At 70.5% G+C, this 20,189-nt stretch carries 15 protein-coding genes and 2 pseudogenes; 8 read left to right on the forward strand and 9 right to left on the reverse strand.

All coding sequences use genetic code 11. From position 1 onward, the window contains the following. The first annotated feature begins 280 nt into the window (after positions 1–280). The 3 genes from ACIO5E_RS14830 (at position 281) to ACIO5E_RS14840 (ending at position 5,280) form a co-directional block, all read left to right on the forward strand. A complete protein-coding gene (locus ACIO5E_RS14830) occupies positions 281–1,867 on the forward strand; it encodes a Na+/H+ antiporter (RefSeq protein ID WP_400667334.1) in 1,587 nt (528 codons plus the stop codon). A 1,070-nt stretch (positions 1,868–2,937) separates the two neighbouring features. After that, the gene (locus ACIO5E_RS14835; RefSeq protein ID WP_400667336.1) at positions 2,938–3,819 is read left to right on the forward strand and encodes a hypothetical protein; all 882 of its coding nucleotides are present in this window, start codon (positions 2,938–2,940) and stop codon (positions 3,817–3,819) included. Positions 3,820–4,386: 567 nt separating this feature from the next. Continuing rightward, the gene (locus ACIO5E_RS14840; protein WP_400667338.1) at positions 4,387–5,280 is read left to right on the forward strand and encodes an endo alpha-1,4 polygalactosaminidase; all 894 of its coding nucleotides are present in this window, start codon (positions 4,387–4,389) and stop codon (positions 5,278–5,280) included. Positions 5,281–5,290: 10 nt separating this feature from the next. Here ACIO5E_RS14840 and ACIO5E_RS14845 read toward each other — a convergent pair whose 3' ends face one another. Then, positions 5,291–5,923: a hypothetical protein gene (locus tag ACIO5E_RS14845; RefSeq protein ID WP_400667340.1), complete on the reverse strand. Its 633-nt coding sequence runs from the start codon at positions 5,921–5,923 to the stop codon at positions 5,291–5,293. 234 nt (positions 5,924–6,157) lie between these two features. On the opposite strand from ACIO5E_RS14845, the gene ACIO5E_RS14850 reads away from it, so the two are divergent. From ACIO5E_RS14850 to ACIO5E_RS14870, 5 genes and pseudogenes are all read left to right on the forward strand, one after another. Continuing rightward, a complete protein-coding gene (locus ACIO5E_RS14850) occupies positions 6,158–6,607 on the forward strand; it encodes a hypothetical protein (protein WP_400667342.1) in 450 nt (149 codons plus the stop codon). Positions 6,608–6,990: 383 nt separating this feature from the next. Continuing rightward, a complete protein-coding gene (locus ACIO5E_RS14855; protein ID WP_400667343.1) occupies positions 6,991–8,667 on the forward strand; it encodes an IPT/TIG domain-containing protein in 1,677 nt (558 codons plus the stop codon). 67 nt (positions 8,668–8,734) lie between these two features. Beyond that, positions 8,735–9,082, forward strand: a complete 348-nt coding sequence (locus tag ACIO5E_RS14860; RefSeq protein WP_400667345.1) for a CBS domain-containing protein — start codon at positions 8,735–8,737, stop codon at positions 9,080–9,082. Positions 9,083–9,456: 374 nt separating this feature from the next. Then, positions 9,457–10,286, forward strand: a protein-coding gene (locus ACIO5E_RS14865) for an IS5 family transposase (RefSeq protein WP_400667935.1) whose coding sequence is annotated in 2 segments (ribosomal slippage) — positions 9,457–10,108 and positions 10,108–10,286 — 831 coding nt in all. Because the reading frame shifts where the segments join, the coding sequence is not laid out codon by codon here. Positions 10,287–10,435: 149 nt separating this feature from the next. Then, positions 10,436–10,747 (forward strand): annotated as a pseudogene (locus ACIO5E_RS14870) (phosphotransferase); the annotation flags it as partial. A gap of 124 nt (positions 10,748–10,871) precedes the next feature. Here the strand turns inward: ACIO5E_RS14870 and ACIO5E_RS14875 are convergent. The 8 genes and pseudogenes from ACIO5E_RS14875 to ACIO5E_RS14910 form a co-directional block, all read right to left on the reverse strand. Further along, positions 10,872–11,112: pseudogene (locus tag ACIO5E_RS14875) on the reverse strand (transposase); the annotation flags it as partial. 283 nt (positions 11,113–11,395) lie between these two features. Next, positions 11,396–11,566 carry a hypothetical protein gene (locus ACIO5E_RS14880; RefSeq protein WP_400667347.1) on the reverse strand — a complete coding sequence of 57 codons (171 nt, stop codon included), beginning with the start codon at positions 11,564–11,566 and terminating at the stop codon, positions 11,396–11,398. A 246-nt stretch (positions 11,567–11,812) separates the two neighbouring features. Beyond that, complete coding sequence (locus ACIO5E_RS14885; RefSeq protein ID WP_400667349.1) at positions 11,813–13,636, reverse strand: hypothetical protein; 1,824 nt, start codon at positions 13,634–13,636, stop codon at positions 11,813–11,815. A gap of 365 nt (positions 13,637–14,001) precedes the next feature. Next, positions 14,002–14,166: a hypothetical protein gene (locus tag ACIO5E_RS14890; protein ID WP_400667351.1), complete on the reverse strand. Its 165-nt coding sequence runs from the start codon at positions 14,164–14,166 to the stop codon at positions 14,002–14,004. A 98-nt stretch (positions 14,167–14,264) separates the two neighbouring features. After that, a complete protein-coding gene (locus tag ACIO5E_RS14895) occupies positions 14,265–14,492 on the reverse strand; it encodes a hypothetical protein (protein WP_400667353.1) in 228 nt (75 codons plus the stop codon). 102 nt (positions 14,493–14,594) lie between these two features. Further along, complete coding sequence (locus ACIO5E_RS14900; RefSeq protein ID WP_400667354.1) at positions 14,595–16,985, reverse strand: Helicase associated domain protein; 2,391 nt, start codon at positions 16,983–16,985, stop codon at positions 14,595–14,597. Between the two features lie 290 nt (positions 16,986–17,275). Continuing rightward, positions 17,276–17,980, reverse strand: coding sequence for a helix-turn-helix domain containing protein (locus ACIO5E_RS14905; protein ID WP_400667356.1), 705 nt, complete (start codon positions 17,978–17,980; stop codon positions 17,276–17,278). Continuing rightward, entirely contained in the window at positions 17,977–20,184 is a 2,208-nt protein-coding gene (locus ACIO5E_RS14910; RefSeq protein ID WP_400667358.1) for a hypothetical protein, read from the reverse strand. Before ACIO5E_RS14910 ends, ACIO5E_RS14905 begins: the two co-directional genes overlap by 4 nt. Positions 20,185–20,189: the final 5 nt, after the last annotated feature.

Consider the following 20,189-nt stretch of genomic DNA (forward strand, 5'->3'; position numbering starts at 1 on the left):
TGCCTGGATCTACAAGATCCAGGCAGGTGTGTCCACATCGTGGGGGTCATCTCAGCGGATGCCGCCCCCCGCCTGAGTGCCACCACGGCCTCGAACGGCGCCCCATCCCGGTGAGCGCATCGCGATGGGCGCGGCACTGTTTTTCACCGTACGCCGTCCAGGGGGTCCGTCCTTGTCGCCGGGGCCGCCGTTGGCGGTGCGCTGGCGTCTGTGATCCGGTTACGTTGATAGAGCACCTGGTCAGAGGGGGTAACAAGCCGTAACCCACTGGGGACGCTGTATGACTGGTCTGACCGTCATCCTGCTGCTCGTGGTCCTGGCCACGGCCGTGGCGACCGGTGCCCGGCGGTGGCGCCTGCCCGCTCCCTCGCTCCTCGTCATCGCCGGTCTGGTCGTCGGGCTCATACCCTGGGTTCCCGAGGTCCGCCTGCCGCCTCATGTGATCAGCGTGCTGGTGCTGCCGCCACTGCTCTACGCCTCGGCCGGGGAAATCTCCGTTCGCGACCTGCGCAGCGTGTGGCGGCCGGTGACCGGCCTGGTCTTCGGTCTGGTCCTGGCCTCGGCCGTCGCCGTCGGGTACGTCGCCCGAGCGATCACCCCGCTCACCATCGCGACCGCGTTCATCCTTGGCGCTGTCCTGGCCAGCACCGACCCCGTGGCCGTTACCGCACTCGGCCGGCGCCTGTCCCTCCCACCGCGGGTGCAGGCCATGGTGCAGGCGGAAAGCCTGTTCAACGACGCCACGTCGCTGGTTCTGTACAAGGTCGCCGTGGCGACCGCGGTGTCCGGCAGCGCCATCACCGTGTCCGGGACGGTCGAGCAGTTCCTGATCCTCGCGGGCGGAGGAGCCCTCATCGGCGCGGCGGTCGCCGCGGTGGTGACCCTCATCCGCAGACGGACCGAGGACCCCGTGCTGGAGACCGTCATCGCATTGGTCACTCCGTACGCCTCGTACGTGATCGCGGAGGACTCGCACGCCTCCGGCGTGACCGCCGTCATCGTGTCCGGGGTGGTCCTCGGCAGCACCGGCCACAAGCTCGGCAACGCCCCCGTCCGTCTCCAGGTCCACGCCGTCTACGACACCGTGACCTTCCTGCTGGAGAGCGTCGTCTTCGCCCTCATCGGTCTCGAGCTCCCTTCCGCGGTCCGTCACCTCGCGCACGACGAGCACGGCTGGCCGCTGTGGGTGCCGGTGATCGCCTTCACCGTGCTGGCGATCCGCCTGCTGTGGATCTTCCCGCTGTCCGCCCTGATCCACTACCGGCACGGGGAGGGCGACAGTCGCCTCTCCTGGCGCGTTCCGGCCGTCCTGTCCTGGGCGGGCACCCGAGGCGTCATGCCGCTGGCCGCCGCGCTCTCCATCCCCCTGGTCACCGACACGGGGGCGCCGCTGCCGCACCGGGCGCTCGTCCTCACGCTCACCACCGGGACCGTCGCGCTCACCGTTGTGTTCCAGGGCTTCACCCTCGCTTCCGTCGTCCGCCGCTCGGGCATCGCTCTGGAACCGGAGCACACCGCCCGGGAGGAGGCCCGGACCCGCCGACGCATCGCCCACACCGCTCTCGAAGAACTCAAACAGCTCGGCGATCTGGATGAGCTCGCCGAACTGGGCGCCGCCGCCGAGGCCGCCGTGAAACAGGCTCGTCGCGATCTGGAAGCGCGCATCCACCAAGCGGAAGACGCCCACTACAGCGACCCGGACGCCCGTCCCGCCGACGCCTACCGCGAGATACGCCGGACACTCATCGGCATCGAGGCGGCCGAGCTCCAGCGCCTCTACGAAGCGAACATGATCAGCAACGCCACCCGGCGCCGGATCCAGCGCGAACTCGACCTCGAGGAAACCAGCCTCCGTGCCCGCGACTGACGAGTCCGCGCTGCGAGCGATACCCGCATCCAGATCGGGCGGAGCGACAACATGCAGCTCTACTGCTGCCCGCCCTCCTTCGAGCACCCGCACACGGAGGTCGTGCAACAGGTGGCTGCCCTCTGCGACAGCCCTCCTCGACCTGTGGCGGGAGACACGCCTTCTCGCCGAGCGCGAGGCGAGGCCGCCCGTCGCGAGGACCAGGAACGCCTCCGGGGCGCCCACGCCGAGCGCCCGCCCGGGCCTGGACCTGCAAGGGTTTGTAGGTCGCTGGAGGCCGCTCCGCGTCTGCTGACGGGACCGTTCCAGGGGAACGCGAACGAGACGCTGTAGGGCTGGCAGGTGTGGCCGCGGTACGCGGGGAAGCGGCTGTCGCGGCGTGGACAGCACGTGCGGGATCGTTTCCGGGTAGAGCGCGCTCGGCCGTTCGGGTGAGAAGCAGGTCTTCTGATGGCTACCTTCCGTAACCCTATGAGTTACTCGTAGCGATTACACCCGGTGGGCCGCCCATCCCTTGCCGGGGGAATGCGTTGGACCTCAGGAGACAAACATGTGCTCCCGGTCCGGCAGCCGTCGGGCGCCCCCGGTAAGGAGCCAACGTCATGTCGGCTGTCGTGAACGCGACGGCCTTTGGACGTCGACGGTCCCCGTTTGACCGGAGGGGACGTCATGACCTCAGCGACTGACCGCCTGCCAGCAGGGCCGGCGGCGACGGCCGCGACCGTGCCGGTCGGGGCGGGCCCACCGGGATCGCGGTCACCCCGAACGCTCTCTCCTCCTACGTGAGCGACAACGGCGCGAACACGGTGAGCGTCATCACGACCCCCACAGGCCGTCAGCCCGAATCAAGGACCCACCGGAGGCGGTGCCGGGGGCTCTGCCATCGCTGACGCACGGACGTTCAACCCCCGCGCCCCCGACAGCCGCAGGCCGGGTGCCCGAACAGGTGCGACCAGACCACACCAGAGGGCTCAAGCCACCACGAGCCTAGTCCCAGCACACCCTCGACCCGTTCCCGGACACGCCGCACGCAGCCCCGTGAACGATCCACTCGACACCAGGGAGAAGCAATGAACCACAGCAAGCTGGCGATCCGAACGCTGGGCGCTCTCGGGGCGGCCGCCCTCATGGTCACCGGTGTGGCCGCCACCCCGGCAGCCGCGCAGACGTTCGTCCCGTGCACCACCGACGCGCTGGCGAGCGCCATCACCAACGCGAACACCTCCGGCGGCACGCTCGCCCTGGCCCCGGGCTGCATCTACACCCTGACCACCCCGCTGCCGTCCATCCAGAACACGATCACCATCAAGGGTGACGGCGCCACCATCACCCGTGACCCGGCCGCGCCGGCCTTCCGCATCCTCACGGTCGACCCGACGGGAAACCTGGACCTTCGCGAGGCCATCATCACCAACGGTGACGCGACGGGAGGCGTCGGGGGCGGCATCCGCAACGACGGAGTCCTCACTGTCAGGCGCAGCCTCATCCGTGACAACCACGCCGACTTCTCCGGCGGGATCGGCGGCAACACCGGGTCCACCACGCACGTCGACCACAGCCTCATCAGTGGCAACAGCGCGCTCCACAACGGAGGCGGTCTGGGCAACGACGGCGACATGACCATCGACAGGAGCACTGTCGTCAACAACAACGCGCTCGAGCTGGGCGGCGGAGTGGCCAACGACGGTACGCTGAACGTCTCGCGAAGCTCCGTCTACGACAACTCGGCATCCGGGCCCACGGGTGCGGGCGGCGGAATCGCCAACTTCGGCGGTGCCGGCGCCACGACCACGCTCACCCTGAGCAAGGTCGTCAGCAACTTCGCGACCAACGCCCCTGGAGGCGTCTACAACGACAGCGGCAGCGTCACGCTCGACTTCACCGCCGTGCTCGCCAACAACCCGACCAACTGCTTCGGCAGCCCCACCACGGTCCCCGGCTGCGTGGCCTGACCCACCGAGCCCGCTGTCCGCAGCCTCCACACCGCGACGGCGGCCAAGACCTTGGCCGCCGTCGTCGATCACCACTCGGTCTCTGACACCGCCGACAACCAAGTGCTGCCGTCCGCCGACCCCGATGACGCGATCACCCTGCTGCGTCTGCTTCTCGCACGGAACCTGGCTGCCCGGTCGCACCGCAGCCGCACCACTACGCGGCCTCGCCGCCCCATCGACGCCCTGCCCGACGAGGCAGGCGATCAGGGGGCACTGTGCCTGACCGCTGCTGCCGCGAAGCGGCCGTGGTTCTTCCGGCCGGGACGAAGGCTGCCGCGCTGCGCTCTTCCACGCCGATGCGGCGCCACTCGACGTTCTCATACGATCAAATCGCGGGCGCACGACGGCGGTTCCGTCGCCCGGCGCGATGCGCCTGATCCTCCCTTTCCCCGGACATTCCTCGATTCCCCTGTCGTCCCGGTTGTCCCTTCTCGGGAGGAAAGCGCCGGGGTGGTCCTTCGTGTTTCCGGCACCGCACGGGGGGAGCTGCCCTGAGGACATGCCCTGTCATCCTGGAGTTCGATGATGCCCGTTGACCATGGTCGATCCCGCAGGTCGCGGGTCAGGATCGCCGCAGCGCTGACGATCTCGACGGCAGCCGTTCTCGCGGTCTCTTCGTGCAGTTCCTGCGGCGGAACCGCGGAACCGGCGGTGACGATCTCGCCTTCCACGTCCGAGGGAACATCGGCATCGGCGACGGCCTCGCCCGCCGTGACGGTGCCTCCAGTGCACGCCGGGTTCGACTACCAGATCGGCGGGCCGTACCAGCCGCCGGCCGGTGTGTCCGTCGTCAGCCGCGACCACGGGGCGTCCCCGGCACCGGGGATCTACAACATCTGCTACGTCAACGGCTTCCAGGTCCAGCCGGACGCAGAGCAGGAATGGGACCAGGACCTGCTGCTCCGGGACCAGGCTGGCAACGTCGTCTACGACACCACCTGGAACGAGGCGCTGCTGGACATCAGCGCGGACACCAAGCGTCAGCGGATCGCTCTGAAGGTGGACGGCTGGATCGACGAGTGTGCCACCAAGGGCTTCAACGCCGTCGAGCCGGACAACTACGACAGCTACACACGGTCGGCCGGACTGCTGGGCGCGGCCGACGCCGAGGCGTACCAGTCTCTACTCGTCGCGCACGCCCACGGACAAGGCCTTGCCATCGCCCAGAAGAACGCGGCGGAGCTGGCCCCGGACCGGCAGCAACTGGGCCTCGACTTCGCGGTGGTGGAACAGTGCGGCACGTACGGCGAGTGCGACCGTTACACCCACGCGTTCGGCGACAGCGTATTCGACATCGAGTACGACGAGCAGGGCCTCCAGGCGGCGTGCACGACTTGGGGGACCCGCATCAGCATCGTGCGGCGCGACCTCAACGTCGTTCCACCGAGCAACCCCGGCTACCTGCGCCAGACCTGCTGAACCAGCCCCGTCACCCGCTCGTGCGCCTGCACGGAGTGGCAGGCACGAGGGGTCTGTCCAGCGGGTCTGTCCAGCGACTGGACAGACCCGTCAGCCACGGTGACAGCGCGCCGCCCCGGGGCGGCAGCACCAGCAGCGGCAGCTGCTTGTGGTCCATCTCCCACACCCGCCCCCGAGGCGCGTCCGGCCGGCGAAGGTACACCTGGGCCGCGCGCTGGCCGCTCTCCCCGACCCGCCAGGCCGCCCGCTCCGCCGGGGTAAGCGCAGTGGCGAACGCGCGCTGCAGCGTTCGCGGGGCCACAGGCCGGGCGTCGCGCCAGCCCTCGGCCAGGAAGTCCGGTACATCGGCACCAGCTGTCTGCCCGACGCCGGCGAGAACCGCCTGCCGAGCACGGGCGAGTGCCGCTATGTTGCCGCGGTAGAACGCGAACGCCTCCCGGTCGACGTCGGTCAGGCGATACGACGAACGGTGCCACTGCTGTGTAGGCGGCGGGGTGGAGAGCCACCGCCACACGGTGCGCTCGGCCACTCCCAGGGAAGCGGCGACCACGCGCACGTGGCTGGAACTCAGCGCGCCGTCGTCGCGCAGTTGCCGGAGCCGGGCGACGACCGTCGCCTGCTCCTGCGCCCCGGTCCTTGCCATGGCAACAGGGTCGCTGGCGTGCCACCGCCTTGGCTCTGGCGCCGGGGCGATGGCCACCCGAAGGAGCGCAGTCCGGGCGAAGTGTCGGTCGGTCGTCGCCGGCTTTGGTATCGGTCGAGCACGTGGGCCGTTTTGGTACTGACACTTCGGTGTCGCCAACGGCGTCAATCGCGTGTCGCCTCACCCACCGCTCGGCAGGCGCCACCCGGCCCGGCCGCGCTCGTTGCCCCGGACGTGAGCACCACTCCGGCCGCCCGGCGCGGCCCCGGCCCCGGCCCCGGCCTCGGCCCCGGCGTCAGCAACGCCCTCCAACATCCTGCCGGCCGCCCCGAACCGGCCTGGACCCGGCCCAGGCCGGCCCCGGACCCTCCGGCCAGCCCGCAGCCGCCGCAGCCCGCCCAGCAGGCCGCCGTGGACGCCATCGCCGCGCTGCGCCTGGTGAAGACCCCGGCCGCCGTCCTGGAGTCCGCGCTCCACCTCGCCCAAGCGCTCCTGGAGCGGCCCGGCGAGGACCCGCTCCTCCTGGAGGCCGCCGAGGGCCTGGCCGCGGTCATCCCGCAGTTCCTCGCCACCGCCCGCCAGCCGCCCACCTCACCCGCTCCACCGGTCCGGCTGCGCCCGGTGCCGGCGCCGATACCCGGAAGCCGGGCCCCAACGGGTGTGCAGGCCCGCGTTGCTTCATAGCCCCGAAAAAACGCCGACGAAGCGGCGCCTTTCACTATTGATGTGGCAGCAGGTCACCAACTGCTTCCAGACCACGAAGTGCGGCTGGAGTACCAGCTAGACGGCGTCTGGTCGGATGCTGGTCTGCCCTCAGATGTAGTCGTAGGCCTGGGAATTGGAGACGCGTCCGATCATGGTGAGGTGACTTCCGAACAAATTGATCGATCATCACACTTTTGGGCTATGTGTTGAAATCCTTGGCTATCAGGGTAATTCTCAATCGATGCATCGTCTCCGGCCCAAAGGCGAGTTGGTTTCTATCGATCATCCGGTTCCCGCGGCGATGCGGCTCTTGCTTGCGCGAGACATGGGCGGTATCCCGCTTCGCGAACAAGGGGTACGCCATGTCTGTCCTGACCGATGCCCGCTCCATTCAGCAGCGTGAGACGCGTTTCGCGCTGACCGCGTTTTCCGCCGTCGTGATTCCGGTTGGTGGCAATCCCCTGGGGGTAGCTCTCACGCCCGACGGGACACGCGCCTATGTGGCCAACAGGTCGTCGAACGCGGTCGACGTGATCGACACCGCCACCAACACCGTCATAGCGACCATCGCCACAGGCGCGGGGCCCACCCTCGTGGCGATCGCACCTGATGGGGCCCACGTCTACGTGAGCGTGGCCGACGATGCGCTGCTCAGCGTGATCGACACCACGTCGAACACCGTCACGGCGAGCGTCGCGGTGGGGGCGGGAGCCACGGGCGTGTCGGTCACCCCGGACGGGGCCCATGTCTATGTGGCGAACCAGAACGCGAGCACGGTCAGTGTGATCGACACTGCCACCAACACCGTCATCGCGACCATCGCGGTGGGCGATGGGCCGACCGGCGTGACGGTCACCCCGGACGGCGCCCACGTCTACGTGGGCAACCTCGCCAGCAACACCGTCAGTGTGATCGGCACTGCCACCAACACCGTGACCGCCACCATCGCCGGGCTTAACGGGCCCGCCGTTGTGGGGATCACCCCGGACGGCGCCCGCGGCTACGTCAGCAACGATGGCAGCGACACCGTCGCTGTGATCGACATCGCGACGAACACCATCACTGGCACCATCGTGGTGGGCGGCCAGCCGCGTTTCGTGGCCGTCAGCCAGAATGGCGCCCACGTCTACGTGGCCGACTACGCCTCCAACACGGTCAGTGTGATCGACACCGCCACCAACACGCTCGCCGGAAACCTGAGCACCGGGCAAGGCCCGACCGGCGTCGCCGCCACCCCGGACGACTCCCGCCTCTACGTGACCAACACCGACGCGGGCACGGTCAGCGTCATCCCCCTGACCCTGATCCCCAACGAGGGAAGCAGCGCGGGCGGCGCCACCGTGACCATCAACGGCCACAACCTCGCCAACGCCAGCGCCGTGCACTTCGGCACCGCCAGCGCCACCATCCTCACCAACACCGCGACCTCGATCACCGTCGTCAGCCCAGCCGGGACCGGGGCGGTCCCCGTGACGGTCACCACCCCCGGCGGCACCGGATTCCTGGGGGACTACATCTACTTCCCGGCCCCCCAGGTCAACGACGTCAGCCCCACCGACGGCCCCTCCGACGGCGGCAACACCGCCATCATCACCGGCTTCAACCTCGCCGGCGCGATCTCCGCCTCCTTCGGCCCCAACCGCGCCACCATCCAGTCCGCCACGGACACCCAGCTCACCGTCACCGTCGCCTCAGCCCAGAACCCGGGCAGCGTCCCGGTCACCGTGACGACCCCGGGCGGAACCGCCGCCGGCCCCTATTACACGTACTGGCCCCAACCGACCATCACCAATGTCACCCCCAACACCGCGTCGACCAGCGGCGGTACCCCCGTGACTCTCACGGGCACCGACCTTGCCACCACGCAACAAGTCACCTTCGAGAACGTCCCCGCCGACTTCTCCGTCATCTCCGACACGCAGATCACCGCCGTCGCGCCGCAGCAATCCCCGGGCCAGAACATCATCATCTCGGTCACCACCGCCGGTGGCAGCAACTCCTGGAACTCCTTCACCTACCAGGACAACGCGTCCATCTGATTGGCACGTCAAGGCAGGGGCGCCTTCCGAGTACCGCCGCAAAAGCGCCCAGCACCGGCACGAGCCGGTGCTGCGGGCCGCGCAGAAGATGGCCGAACTGGGCGTCCGCGCGCTGCCCGACCGGCTGAAGGGGATGCTGACCAACCGCGACAACGTCGTGAAGATCCTCGCGAAGAGCAGGGACCCGGCGGACACCCTCGCCGGCAAGGGTGTCCGCCGGCAGGGCGAGGTGGCGACGATCGGCGCCGACGACGGCGCGGACGCGATCCTGCGCGCCATGACGACCCACAAGGTGCGTCGGCTGCCCGTAATCGACGACCACGGCCCGATTGGCGTCGTCGCCCAGGCCGCCGTGGCCCGCGCACGGCCCGACCCCGAGGTCGGACGGCCGCTCGACGCGCTGTCCAGCGACTGAGCCCATCCTCACCGCCCGGCCCCGGCACGGAGCCGGGCGTGCCCGCAGACACGCCGTTGAAACCGCGCGTGAGCAGACCACTCCCCGCCCCGGCCCAGGGCGCCGCGCCCTTGGCTCCCAGCGCCCTCAGGGTCGCCAGCAGCCCGCCCTGCCGCCGTCCCGACGCCACCCGGCCCGCCCCCCAGCCCGGTCCACGGCCCGCCGAGCAGCGCCCGTAGCCGCTGGCGCTAGGGCGGGTATCGGGTCGCGATCAATCTGTGGGAATCGCCCTCACGGCGAGGCCTGATCGGGCGTGACGCGAGTGCAACTGACGGATGCGGAATGGGAGTTCATCGAGCCGTACCTGCCGATCGGCGAGTACGGCCCGTGTGGTGATACGTCGCCACGAGCTGTCTGATGCCGAGTGGGAGCTGGTGCAGCCACTGCTGCCCAGGCCGACAATGGAGCGGCCGCGGTTGGATGACCGGACAGTCCTGAACGGGATCATATGGAAGTTCCGGACCGGGGTGGCCTGGCGTGATGTGCCCGAGCGGTACGGATCGTGGGCCACCCTGCACACCCGTTTCCGGCGCTGGGCCAGTGACGGGACGTTCGAGCGGATGCTGCGGGCAGCACAGGCGAAAGCGGACGCGGCAGGCTCCATCGACTGGCTTGTCTCGGTTGACTCCACCGTCGTCCGCGCCCACCAGCATGCCGCCGGGGCACGAAAAAAAGGGGCACCCGACCAGGCCCTTGGACGGTCCCGTGGCGGGCTGACCAGCAAGATTCACCTGGTCGTGGACGGATTCGGCCGTCCACTCGCCTTCGTCGTCACCGCTGGAAACATCAATGACTGCACGCAGCTCACCACCGTGATGGACGCTATCCGAGTGCCTCGGATCGGACCGGGCCGACCGCGCATTCGGCCCGACCACCTCCTTGGGGACAAGGGCTACAGCTCGAAGGCCATCCGCACCTGGCTCCGGCAACGTCGCATCACCCACACCATCCCTGAGCGCGCTGACCAGGTCGCCAACCGGCAGCGCGAGGCCGTAAGGGCGGCCGCCCACCCGTCTTCGATAAGCAGCTCTACAAGCAACGCAACGTCGTCGAACGCTGCTTCAACCGCCTGAAGCAGTGGCGCGGCCTCGCCACCAGGTACGACAAGACGGCCATGTCCTACCGGGCAGCCGTAACCCTCGCATCACTGCTGATGTGGGCATGAGATCCGATGACTGCCGTCTATTCCAACGGTTCGCTCAGCTCGATGGAGCGCAGAGCCGCCGCCAGGGCCTGCTCGTCGCCGATGTCGAGGGCCGTGTCGGTCAGCTTGATGACATGTTCGTCTCCGTGTGCCTGGGCCCGCTCGAAGACTGGTTCCACGGCGACCTTGCCCAGGGAAACCTGCTCCTTGAGGACGGACAGCTCGCCGCCGTCATCGACTTCGGTACGTGTGGCGTGGGGGACCCCGCTTGCGACCTCGCGATCGCGTGGACCTTGCTCTCGGCCGACGGCCGCGACTTGTTCCGGAAGCGGCTGGGCGTCGACGATGCGACGTGGGCGCGCGGACGCGGCTGGGCGCTGTGGAAGACGCTCGTCTCGTGCGCCAACAGCCTGGGCGAGGACGGCGCTGACGCCCGTGACGCGCGACGCGTGCTCTCGGAGATCCTCACCGATCGAGGCTGAGGGGTCGTAGGGGCGCGTGGACCCACCGGGTCCACGCGATCACGCCCAAGGGCGTTGTCATGTTGTCGGGGGTGCAGGCGTCTGGCGGCTCTGTCCCGTAATCGGTGGTAGCGCTATGTAGTGATCACTGGAGGAGGATGCGGTGGCGGAGCAGGGGGAAACCCGGCTCGGCCGTGCATCTGGCGCATGATCCGCTTGGTTCGCGTGTTGGCGCCCTCGGTACGGCCGTTGTGGTGCGGGAGGGTGAGGCCGGCATCGACCGCGGCCCGGTCGAGTTCGAGGCCGTTCGTGAAGGCTCGCAGGTGTGGCAGGTCGACGGAGCGAACCGACGTGATCCAATCGGTGAGCTTGGCGCCGTTGCCCTCGGCCGCCACCCGAGCGCTCCTCAGCGACACGCCGGACAGAGCCGACGGGCAGACCCGTGGCGCCGGCGCCACGGTGACCGAGGCGCAGCCCGAGCCCAACGAAAGCAGGCGCGGGGCGCAGCCGCTGCGGGGCATCGGAAGCGATGTGTTCGCCGCCGCCGAGGCCGAGCTCGTCGCCACCGCCCAAGCCCTCGTCGGCGACCCGCTGTCGGGCCTGTCCCGCGCGGCCGACCGGGTGCTGTACCGGCACGTCGTAGCACTCGCCCGCCACGACGAGATCGGGCTACCCCACGCACGCCGTGCCACCGCCGAACTCGCGGCAGACCAGGGTCAGGTGCACCCCGGTGCATTCTCGCAGGGTGAGCAGGTCGGTGATGCGGCGGCGGTTGAGCAGGTGGGCGCGCAGCACGGTGAGGTGGGTGATGGGGGTGGCGAGGATCCAGGCGGCGGCCATTGCCCAGGGCGGCGGTCGGATACGGGCGGGTCGAGTTCGACCTCCTCCGCCGCCGCGTCCTCTACGCCGGCTGAAACCCGTGACCCTACGTCACCGCTCTACAGAAAGTGGATGAGAGCCATTTTCCACGGCCGCCGTCAGGGCCCGGCGGTCTCGCCGGGCCGCTTGTCGGGGGACACCGGGCCACCCCGCGTCGGCGGGAGAACGCCGAGCTCGGCGCGTCTCGACTCCCGCAGCGTAGCTCTATCACGGGCTGGGAGTGACTGGGCAGGTGAAGTTGATGTTGTCGGCCCAGTAACTGCCGCCGAAGATGTCGACCTTGGTACCGGCCCCGCCTGGCCCCGTGTGAGGGTCGGCGGCGTTCGCACAGTACGCGGCCTGCGCGTCCACGAGCGTCGGATACGGGCCCAGCCCGACGGTGTACTGGACGGGTACGTCCTGACCGCCCGCCGGGGCGCAGAGGCCACCGTCCACGAAGTCGCACGTCCGGGCTCCCTGGACGTCCTGAAGTGTGCCCACAAAGATGTTCCCGCCGGAGACGTTGGTGAGCACGAAGACGTAGTAGGCGGCGGATGGTGTCGGCGTGGCCGGGGTCTCGGACGAGGTCGACGGCGATTCGGTCGGCGTGGCCGGGGTCTCGGACGAAGTCGACGGCGATTCGGTCGGCGTGGCCGGGGTCTCGGACGGGGTTTGCGTGGTCGGGGTCTCGCTCGACGGCTGAGGCACCGGGCAAACCTCCGTCTGCTGCGGCAGCAGGCCGTCACCGTGGAGCGCCGCCGCACCGGACGCCCCGGGCAGCTGCGGACGTGCGGCACCCCGGGAGGCGGGGACCGAGTTGACGTAGTCCACCACCTCCCGCGTGCGGTCGCCGATCTGCTTGGCGGAAGCCGAGCCGCAGTACAGGTAGTTGGCCAGGTAGTGGATGTCGAAGCGCGACTTGACGCTGCCGTCGTAGACGACCTGCGGCGCCGCGGCCTCGACCGTGGGGTCGACATGGGAGATCTGCCCACCGGGCACACCGGTGTCCATCAGGAGCCAGTCCCAGTTGAACATGACATAGCGCGTCGGGTTGGCGTTCAGCTCCTGGCCGGTGCCGAACGGCGGGGCGATGAAGACCGCCCCGACCGGCGCCCCCGCACCGATCCTGGACAGCGCGTTACGCAGATAGAGACCACCCTCGCTGTGGGAGATCAGCACGACGCGCTTCCCGCTCTGGAGATCGTGCGTCACGGGGTCCAGCAGCATCGCGTTCACCGGGTCGGACGCGAAGTTCGGGTCCAGCGTCTTCTGCAAGAACAGCTTGCCGACGTCGGCAATCATCCTCTGCGGCAGCGCGACCGCACCAGCAGCACTGATCACGCAGACGGCCTTCACCAGCTGCTCGGTCTCCGGAATGGGGTGGTTGGCGGTGACGGCCTGCGCATGCTGGCAGACGTTGTAGGTGTACCACGCGATGTCGGCACCGGACGCATTGAAGATCAGATTGACGTTCACAGGAAAGCCCAGCATCTGAGTGAGTGAGCTCTCCAGCAGGCCTTTGCCTTCCCCCGCCGAGACAGCGTCGTTGAGGACACCGTTGACGAAATAGAAGGACAGGCCTGCGCCAGCGTTCGGCGTGTCGTGGTACGCCGCAGGCTGTTCCGCCCGGCCCCGGCCGGGCGTGGCCGCCGCGCCCAGCGTCGGCGCGGAGGGCGCTGAGGTGCCACCAGCAGGCAGGATGTGCCCGTTGAGGGCGGAGTTGTTGGCCAGGTAGGTCTTCCGGCCCTCCGGGGTGCTCAACTGCTGCAGCTGCCAGTTCACCAGCTCGATGCTGAGGGAGTCCTCGCTGATTCCCGTCATCGCCACCGAAAGGCCCTCGAAGGCACGCTGAGCCTCATCGGGTCCAAGCGGCTTCTCCAAGGCGGCGAGGCGCTGCCGCAGCATCGCGATAGCAGCGGACGGTGAGCTCGCCTTGGACGACGCACCGCCGCCAGGCGCGGAGGAGGAGCAGCCCGCTGCCAGAAGCGCCGCCGTGGTGACCACCGCCGCGGCACGGATACTACGACGGTGGCCGGCTTGGATGAACGCCATGGTTCCCCTTGGGTGTTCGTCGTCCGTTGCCTGCAGATGACCTGCCCCGAGCCGAGTCAATTCGGGCGCTGCGGGCGACGGATCGTGACGTCTCCACCGTCGGCCGTGCGGCCGGGAACCTCAAGCGGGGGTGGGCCGCCCAGGTCCCGCACGGCGCGTTGATCCGCCTGAAGGTCGAGCGTCTGCCCGGCGACCGCGACCCGGAGCCGGGACGCGCAGGTGCCTCCAGGGAGGCGCCACCAATCGGGGCCCGTGTTGTCTCGGTAGGTCTTCCGGAGCCCGAACAACAGCACCGCGGCTCCGAAGACCTGCAGCACCATCCGCACCACTGTGTGGCCCATGACGAGCCACCTCCTTGCCGATCACTACAGCCGCCGCTCGGGGTGATCGATATCGTCGGTGCCGGTGATGACCACGGCGTCCGGCACGGCGACGCGCAGCGCGAAGCGCAGGTTCCAGTCATCACGCAAGGGCGCGAGGTCGCGCTCGACCACGCGTTTCACCTCGGGGGCGCCGGTGCCGCGCACCACGGCGTACCCCCGGCATGGCCAGCCGCCGGTGCCGGGCCGGTGGTACGGTCGGCCAGTGCGGCCCGATGTCCTGGCCGTCCAGTGGCCGGCGTGTGGTGTTACTGGTCGGTGGTGCAGTCGTGGTAGGCCTCGACGTAGTCGCCGTCCGCGAAGTCGGTGTCGAGCGTCCAGCCGCACTCCCCGCACTCGGCGCGGCCTTCCCAGCCGATCTGGTATCCGTCGCCGTCGTCGCAGTCGTGGTCGGCGTCCACGATGGTGCCGTCCTCGAACCAGGCCTCGCCCGTGCTGCCGCAGTCGCCGCCGTACCAGTCGGCGCACCAGTTCACGGTCGGCGGCTTATAGGTGTGCTGCTGGGTCGTCACTGCCTCCCCTCGGAACGGGGCGGGCCACTGGCGGGCCGGGACGGCGAGGTGGTCGGTGCGGGCGGGTCAGCCGGCGACGGTCTCGGCGTGCCGGTGGAGCGCGTCCAGGAGCGCGGTCTGCTGGCCGGTCAGCTTCCCGTCGGTGCGGGCCCCCGCCTGCTTGCGCAGCCAGGTGCCGGGCCGGAACGCCGCGTCGTCGCCCAGGCCGGTGCGGTTCGCCGGGCCGGTGAGGGTGCCGCCGGCGGCGAGGTAGGCGAGCAGCCGGCGGTAGGAGCGGTTCCAGTCCGGCTCCAGGCACCACAGCTCGTCCAAGATGTCGAGCTTGGCCACCTGGTCGGTGGTGAGGTTCTCGGCCTTGCGCTGGCGGCGCATCCACGCGCCCACCGCGTAGTCGTCCAGCTTCGCGGTCGCCGGGATCGCCAGGTGGCCGTGCTGGAGGTGGAACGCGGCGGCGTAGGCGTAGCCGCGTTCCCAGGCATTGGCGTTCTTCGACCAGATCATGCCGAGCGCGTCCAGCTCGCTGACCCGGGCGGGGTCGAGCAGGCCCTGACCGTTGAGGTGGCGCTGGCGGGTGAGCCAGGAGATCAGCTCGGCGTGCGTCGTCTTGTCGGTGGGGTCGAGGTGGCCGTGCTCGACGTGGAACCTGGCGGCGACGGCGTGCATCCGCTGCCACTCCACCGCGCGCGGGTTGAACGCGCGCAACTTCACCGTCTGCAGAATCTGCGCCGCGTGGTGCCGGGCGTTGATCTTCAGCCACTCGATCGGCGACTCCACCGGCGCCGCTGGCTGCTCGCCCGCCCCGGCCCCGGTGGCCTCGCCCTCGGAGGCCTTGGCCGCGGTGGCGTGCGCGGTGCCCTGGGACCGGGTGCCGCGCAGCTCGGTGATCCGGCCGACCACCCGAGCATCGTGCGCCGCCAGCGCCCGCAGGACCCGCCAGATCGTACGGAAGGAGCTCGCCTCGATCTCGGCGTCGGCCTCCGCCTTCACCGCCTCGCCCGCATCGTGGACCTCGGCCGGGTCGGCGGCCGCCGTGTCGTCACCGACCTCCGGCGTCGGCAGATAGACCGGGATGATGACCCACGAGACCTTGCCCTGCCGATAGGACTGGCGCAACGCCCGGCCCACCGCCTGGACGATGTCGATGACGCTCGACTTCGGGTCTGCGAAGCAGATCGCGTCCACGGCGGCCACGTCGATGCCCTCGTTCAGCAGGCGCGAGTTGCAGATGATGCAGCACTCCTCGCCATCATCGCCGGTGGAGGCCTTCAACGTGGCGAACGCCGCCCGGCGGTCCTTGAGCCGGTCGGTGCCAGCCACGGCGAGCGCCGTCAGCCGCTCCGGACGGTCCTTGTCCTCCAGCAGCTCGGAGGTCTCCAGCAGGCTGCCGGCGAACTCCCGCGCCGCGGACACCCGGGAGTGGAACGTGATGACGCGGCGCAGGCCGAGGTCGGCGACCGCGCGCAGCACCGCGATCTGCGAGGCCAGGCGCAGCAGCTCCTCGTTCGAGCGCTGGGAGCGCAGGTCCGCGACGGCCGGGAGACGGAGCAGTTCGCGCAGATCCTCGTCCGTGACGACCGGGACCAGGACGCGGTAGTCGGCAAGGTAGCCGTGCTCGATCCCCTGTCCGAGCGTCCAGGTGAAACAGGTCTTGCCGTAGATCCGGGTGTCCGTCATGGAGCAGAGCGCGGGCAGCTTCGCCTCGCCCTCGCCCTCGCCCTCGCCCTCGCCCTCGCTGTCGGTGTCGGTGTCGGCGAGGTCAGCCAGGCCGTCCTTCGCGCGCCGGTCGTCGACGATCCGCGGGGTAGCGGTGAAGTACAGGCGGCGCTTCGCCGGGACCTGGGCGTCGTCGTGCACGGCCGCCCAGGCCTTCCCTTCGGCGCCGGCGGTTCGGTGGGCCTCGTCGATGACGACCAGGTCCCAGGCCGGGAGGCCGCACAGCTGGTGAGCCTGGACGATACGCTCCAGGCTCGCGTAGGTGGCGTACACGGTGACCGGCTCGCCGGCCTTCTCCTCGGCGACCAGGTCGGCGATCCGAGCGGCCTTGGTGGTCACCTGGGCGTGGACGCGGCCGCCGGCCTCCGCGCTCTCCAGCGTCTCCTCCCGCGAACAGGCCGCCACCGTCAGCCCGCGGCGGCCGCCCTTCGTAGACCAGGACTCGGCGGTCTGCTCCAGCAGCTCGATCGTCGGCACCAGCACCAGCACCCTGCCCCGAGCTGCCACGCGCCGGGCGCAGCCGGCGGCGATCAGGGTCTTGCCGGAGCCGGTGGCCGCGACGATCGTCGCGCGGCCGCCGTCCTTCACCTCGCGCACGGCGGCCGCGACGGCGTCCTTCTGGAACCAGTGCAGCGGCAGCGGGTTCACGGCGGTGCCGGACGGCTGCGCCGGGACGGGAGTCTCGGCCTGGGCGCGCAGCCCGGCCGGCACGTCCCGCTCGGCGGTGGCGGTGGTGGTCTCCACGGCGGTGCTTCTCCTTCGTCTGCCGGGTGGTGCGGGGTGACTGGGCGGCGAGCTGGGTGATGCGGGGCGGGTGGCCTCCCCGGGAGGTCCGGGGAGGCCTGTGGCTGAGCGCTTCACCTGGCGAGTTGAGCAAATCCGCTGACCTGCGACGATGCCCCGAAGTCACTCCCTCGTGGAACGGGCTTGGAGCTTCGCAACCCGCTGACCCGGAAGAACGCCAGGTGCTCAGCTGGCCAACTCGACCGCTAACTGGCCAAGTGAAGCGCTCAGTCACAGAGGCCGAACCAGCCCTACTGCTCCTCGGGGATCCAGCCGCGGACTTCGAGGTAGGCGATGTCGGCGTCCTCGACGGCGCGGCCGGTCTCCACCAGCCACTCCCTCATCGCCTCGGTGACGTCCCCGTGGTGGTCGGCGACCCGCTGGGACCACTCGGCAGCGTCGAACCCGCCGGTGCTGGCGGAGCCGTAGGTGCGCTCCTCGGTGCCGTCGGCGCGGGGGATGAAGCCGCGGCGCACCCCGCCGGAGTCCTTCTCCGAGCCCGCGCTGTAGACGTACTGGTTGGCCTTCATCCGGACCGTGAAGGCGAGGCGGCCGCCGGCCTGGCCGGTCTCGTGGACCACGGGCGCGAGGTGGGAGGCGCCGGACTTGATGGCCTGCTTCCCGGCCCGGCCGGCCATCGACCCGCCCGCCTCGCCGACGGTGTCCTTGCCCCGCACCCGGGCGTTCTGCCCGGTCTTGGTGCGGCGCCGCTCCACGTTCTCCTGCGCGACGGCGCCGAGCGCCTCGGTGTCGCGCTCGCCGCCGCGCACCGCGCGGACGACCTGGCGCAGCGCGCTGACGAACGCCTTGCCCTTGCCCTTGGTGAAGAACTGGGAGACGAGGGAGGCGTCGCGGCCGAGCATCTTGGCGACCTGGCGCTTGGTGTAGCCCTGGTCAAGCAGCTCCTGGGTCAGGCGGGCGGCCTCGTTCGGGTTATTCGGGTCGGCCGGGCTCACTGGTCAGTCCCCTTCGCGGCAAGTTCGGCGCGGCCCAAGCCGCGCAGCTTCAGGTACTGCTCCTGGCTCGTCGGGTGCTCCACCGGACCGGTCAGGTGGCCCTTCAGCAGGTAGTCGCCCGGCTCGCCGCGGTAGGGCCAGGGCTGGCGCTCGGTCAGGGCGATGCCGTCGGTACCGAAGTACACGACCGTGCCCGGCTTCGCGTGCAGCGCACCGGCGTAGCCGATGACCTCCTTGCCCTGGCGGTACTTCATGTCCAGCAGCGCGGCGCGGGCGCCTGACCACACGTAGGCGGCCCACTCGGGGTGCGCGTACGGGTCGCGGGAGAAGCCGGCCTGCCGCTGCCACGTGACGACCTGGTCGTCCTGGCCAAGGATCTCGACCCCGGCCGGGAGCGCCTCGCCGACCGGGGTGGTGCCGGAGACCAGGCGCGGGCGCTGCGCGAAGCCGCCCAGGCCGAAGAGCAGCACCGAGCGGACCGCGCGGCTGGCGAGGTAGGCGGCGGTGCGCTGGCGCTCGTCGGCGTGGATACGGGAGAGGTTGGTCAGGTCCGCCCAGGCGGCCTTGAGGCGCTTGCCCCACTCGTCGAGGGGCTTGCCGTCCTCGAACAGCAGGCCGCCGAGGATCTCGATCTTCCACGGCATCAGGTGGTTGGCGAGGGCGAGGTGGACCTCCGCGCCGCCCGCCCAGGTCGTGAACATCGCGCCCGGCTCGGAGGGGTAGACCCACGCCCGGTCGCCGGTCACCGGGGCGGGCAGCAGGCCGACGTGGTTCCAACCGGCCGGGACGGTCACGCGCACGTTCCAGTGCGAGGAGGACATCAGGGCCTTGGTCTGCTCCTGTTCGGTCATCGCCGCGAACGCGGCCGCGGTGATCCGCCGGGGCGTGCCGACCGGGGACTTCCACAGGTGCTTGGCGTAGGCGAAGGTGCGGTCGTACTCGACCAGGGCCGGGAGCTGCTCCGGCACGCGGGGCGGCAGAAGCAGCTCGGTGCGGCCCTGACCGCCCGTCGCGTGTAGCAGGCCCCGCAGCTCCTCGCTGAGGACCGGGTAGCCCCCGGCCCACTTGCCCGTGGTCGGGATGGTGCGCGACCACAGGTCCCGGCCCGTCTGCGACGGCGAGCCCATGAGGACCGCGTCGTCCCAGTGGCGGCGCAGCGCCTGCCACAGCAGCGTGAACGCCTGGCGGCAGGTGACGACGTCGGCGCCGTCCGGGTCGAACCACTCCCCCATGCTGCGGATCTCGGTGCTGTCGCTGTCCGGCGCGCTCGCGGGGGCGTAGCGGCCCACCGGCTGGCGCTGGTGGACGAAGTGGCCGGCGAGCTTGTCCCGGCCGGACCCAACGGCGGTGGTCCACCGCTCCGAGGGCGTGTTGAGCCAGGCCGCGACCGCGTCCTTGAGCGTGGAGTAGCGCTCGGCGCCGTCGTGCCAGGGAGCGCCGGCCGTGATGTAGACCCGCTCCGTGCCCGGCGCGGTCGCCAGCACGGCGTCCAGGATCTCGCCCGGAGTGCGGGCGCCGAGGTCGACCCGGACGACCTGGTCGCGGACCGCGAGCATCCCGGCCACCATGTCCAGGAACACCGTGCTGCGGGCCTGCTGAACGAAGTTCGGGCGCTTGGACACCAGACCCGTCGTCACCGCCTCGAACCGCGCACCGGCCGGACCCTCCGGGAGGGTGGGCAGCTCACGCGGACCGGTCTCGGCCACCGGACGCACCGGGGCAGCGACCGGAGCGACCGAGGCCGCCGGAACAACCGGCGCAGCAACAGCGGGAGCGGCCGGCGCGGACTGCTCGACGACGGCCTGGTCCTCGACCGGGGCCGGCTGCTCGAGTACGGCAGCGGGGCGGGCCAGCGCCGGGGCGACCGCGACGGCGGGCTCGGCGACCGGCGCGGCCACGGGCGCCGGGGCGGGCGCGGCGGTGACGGCCTCGTCGTCGGCCTTGGCGGCGCGGACGGCGGCCGGGGTCGGGTCCAGCAGCGGGGCGATCCGCACGACGTCACCGACCGACAGGCCCGAAGCCTTCGCGATGGCCGGCGCCTGGGCGCCCTCGTACCCCGCGAGCCCGGCCACCCGGCGCGAGCGCTGAGCAGTGAGCTTGTCCAACTCCTTCCGCGCGGCCGCGACCGTCTTCTCGGCGGCCGTGATCTCGGTGCGCAGCTCGCGCAGACCGGCGAGCTCGGCGGTGTACGTCTTGCGGTCCATCAGCG

The organism is Kitasatospora sp. NPDC087314 (assembly GCF_044744365.1).
Lineage (GTDB): Bacteria > Actinomycetota > Actinomycetes > Streptomycetales > Streptomycetaceae > Kitasatospora.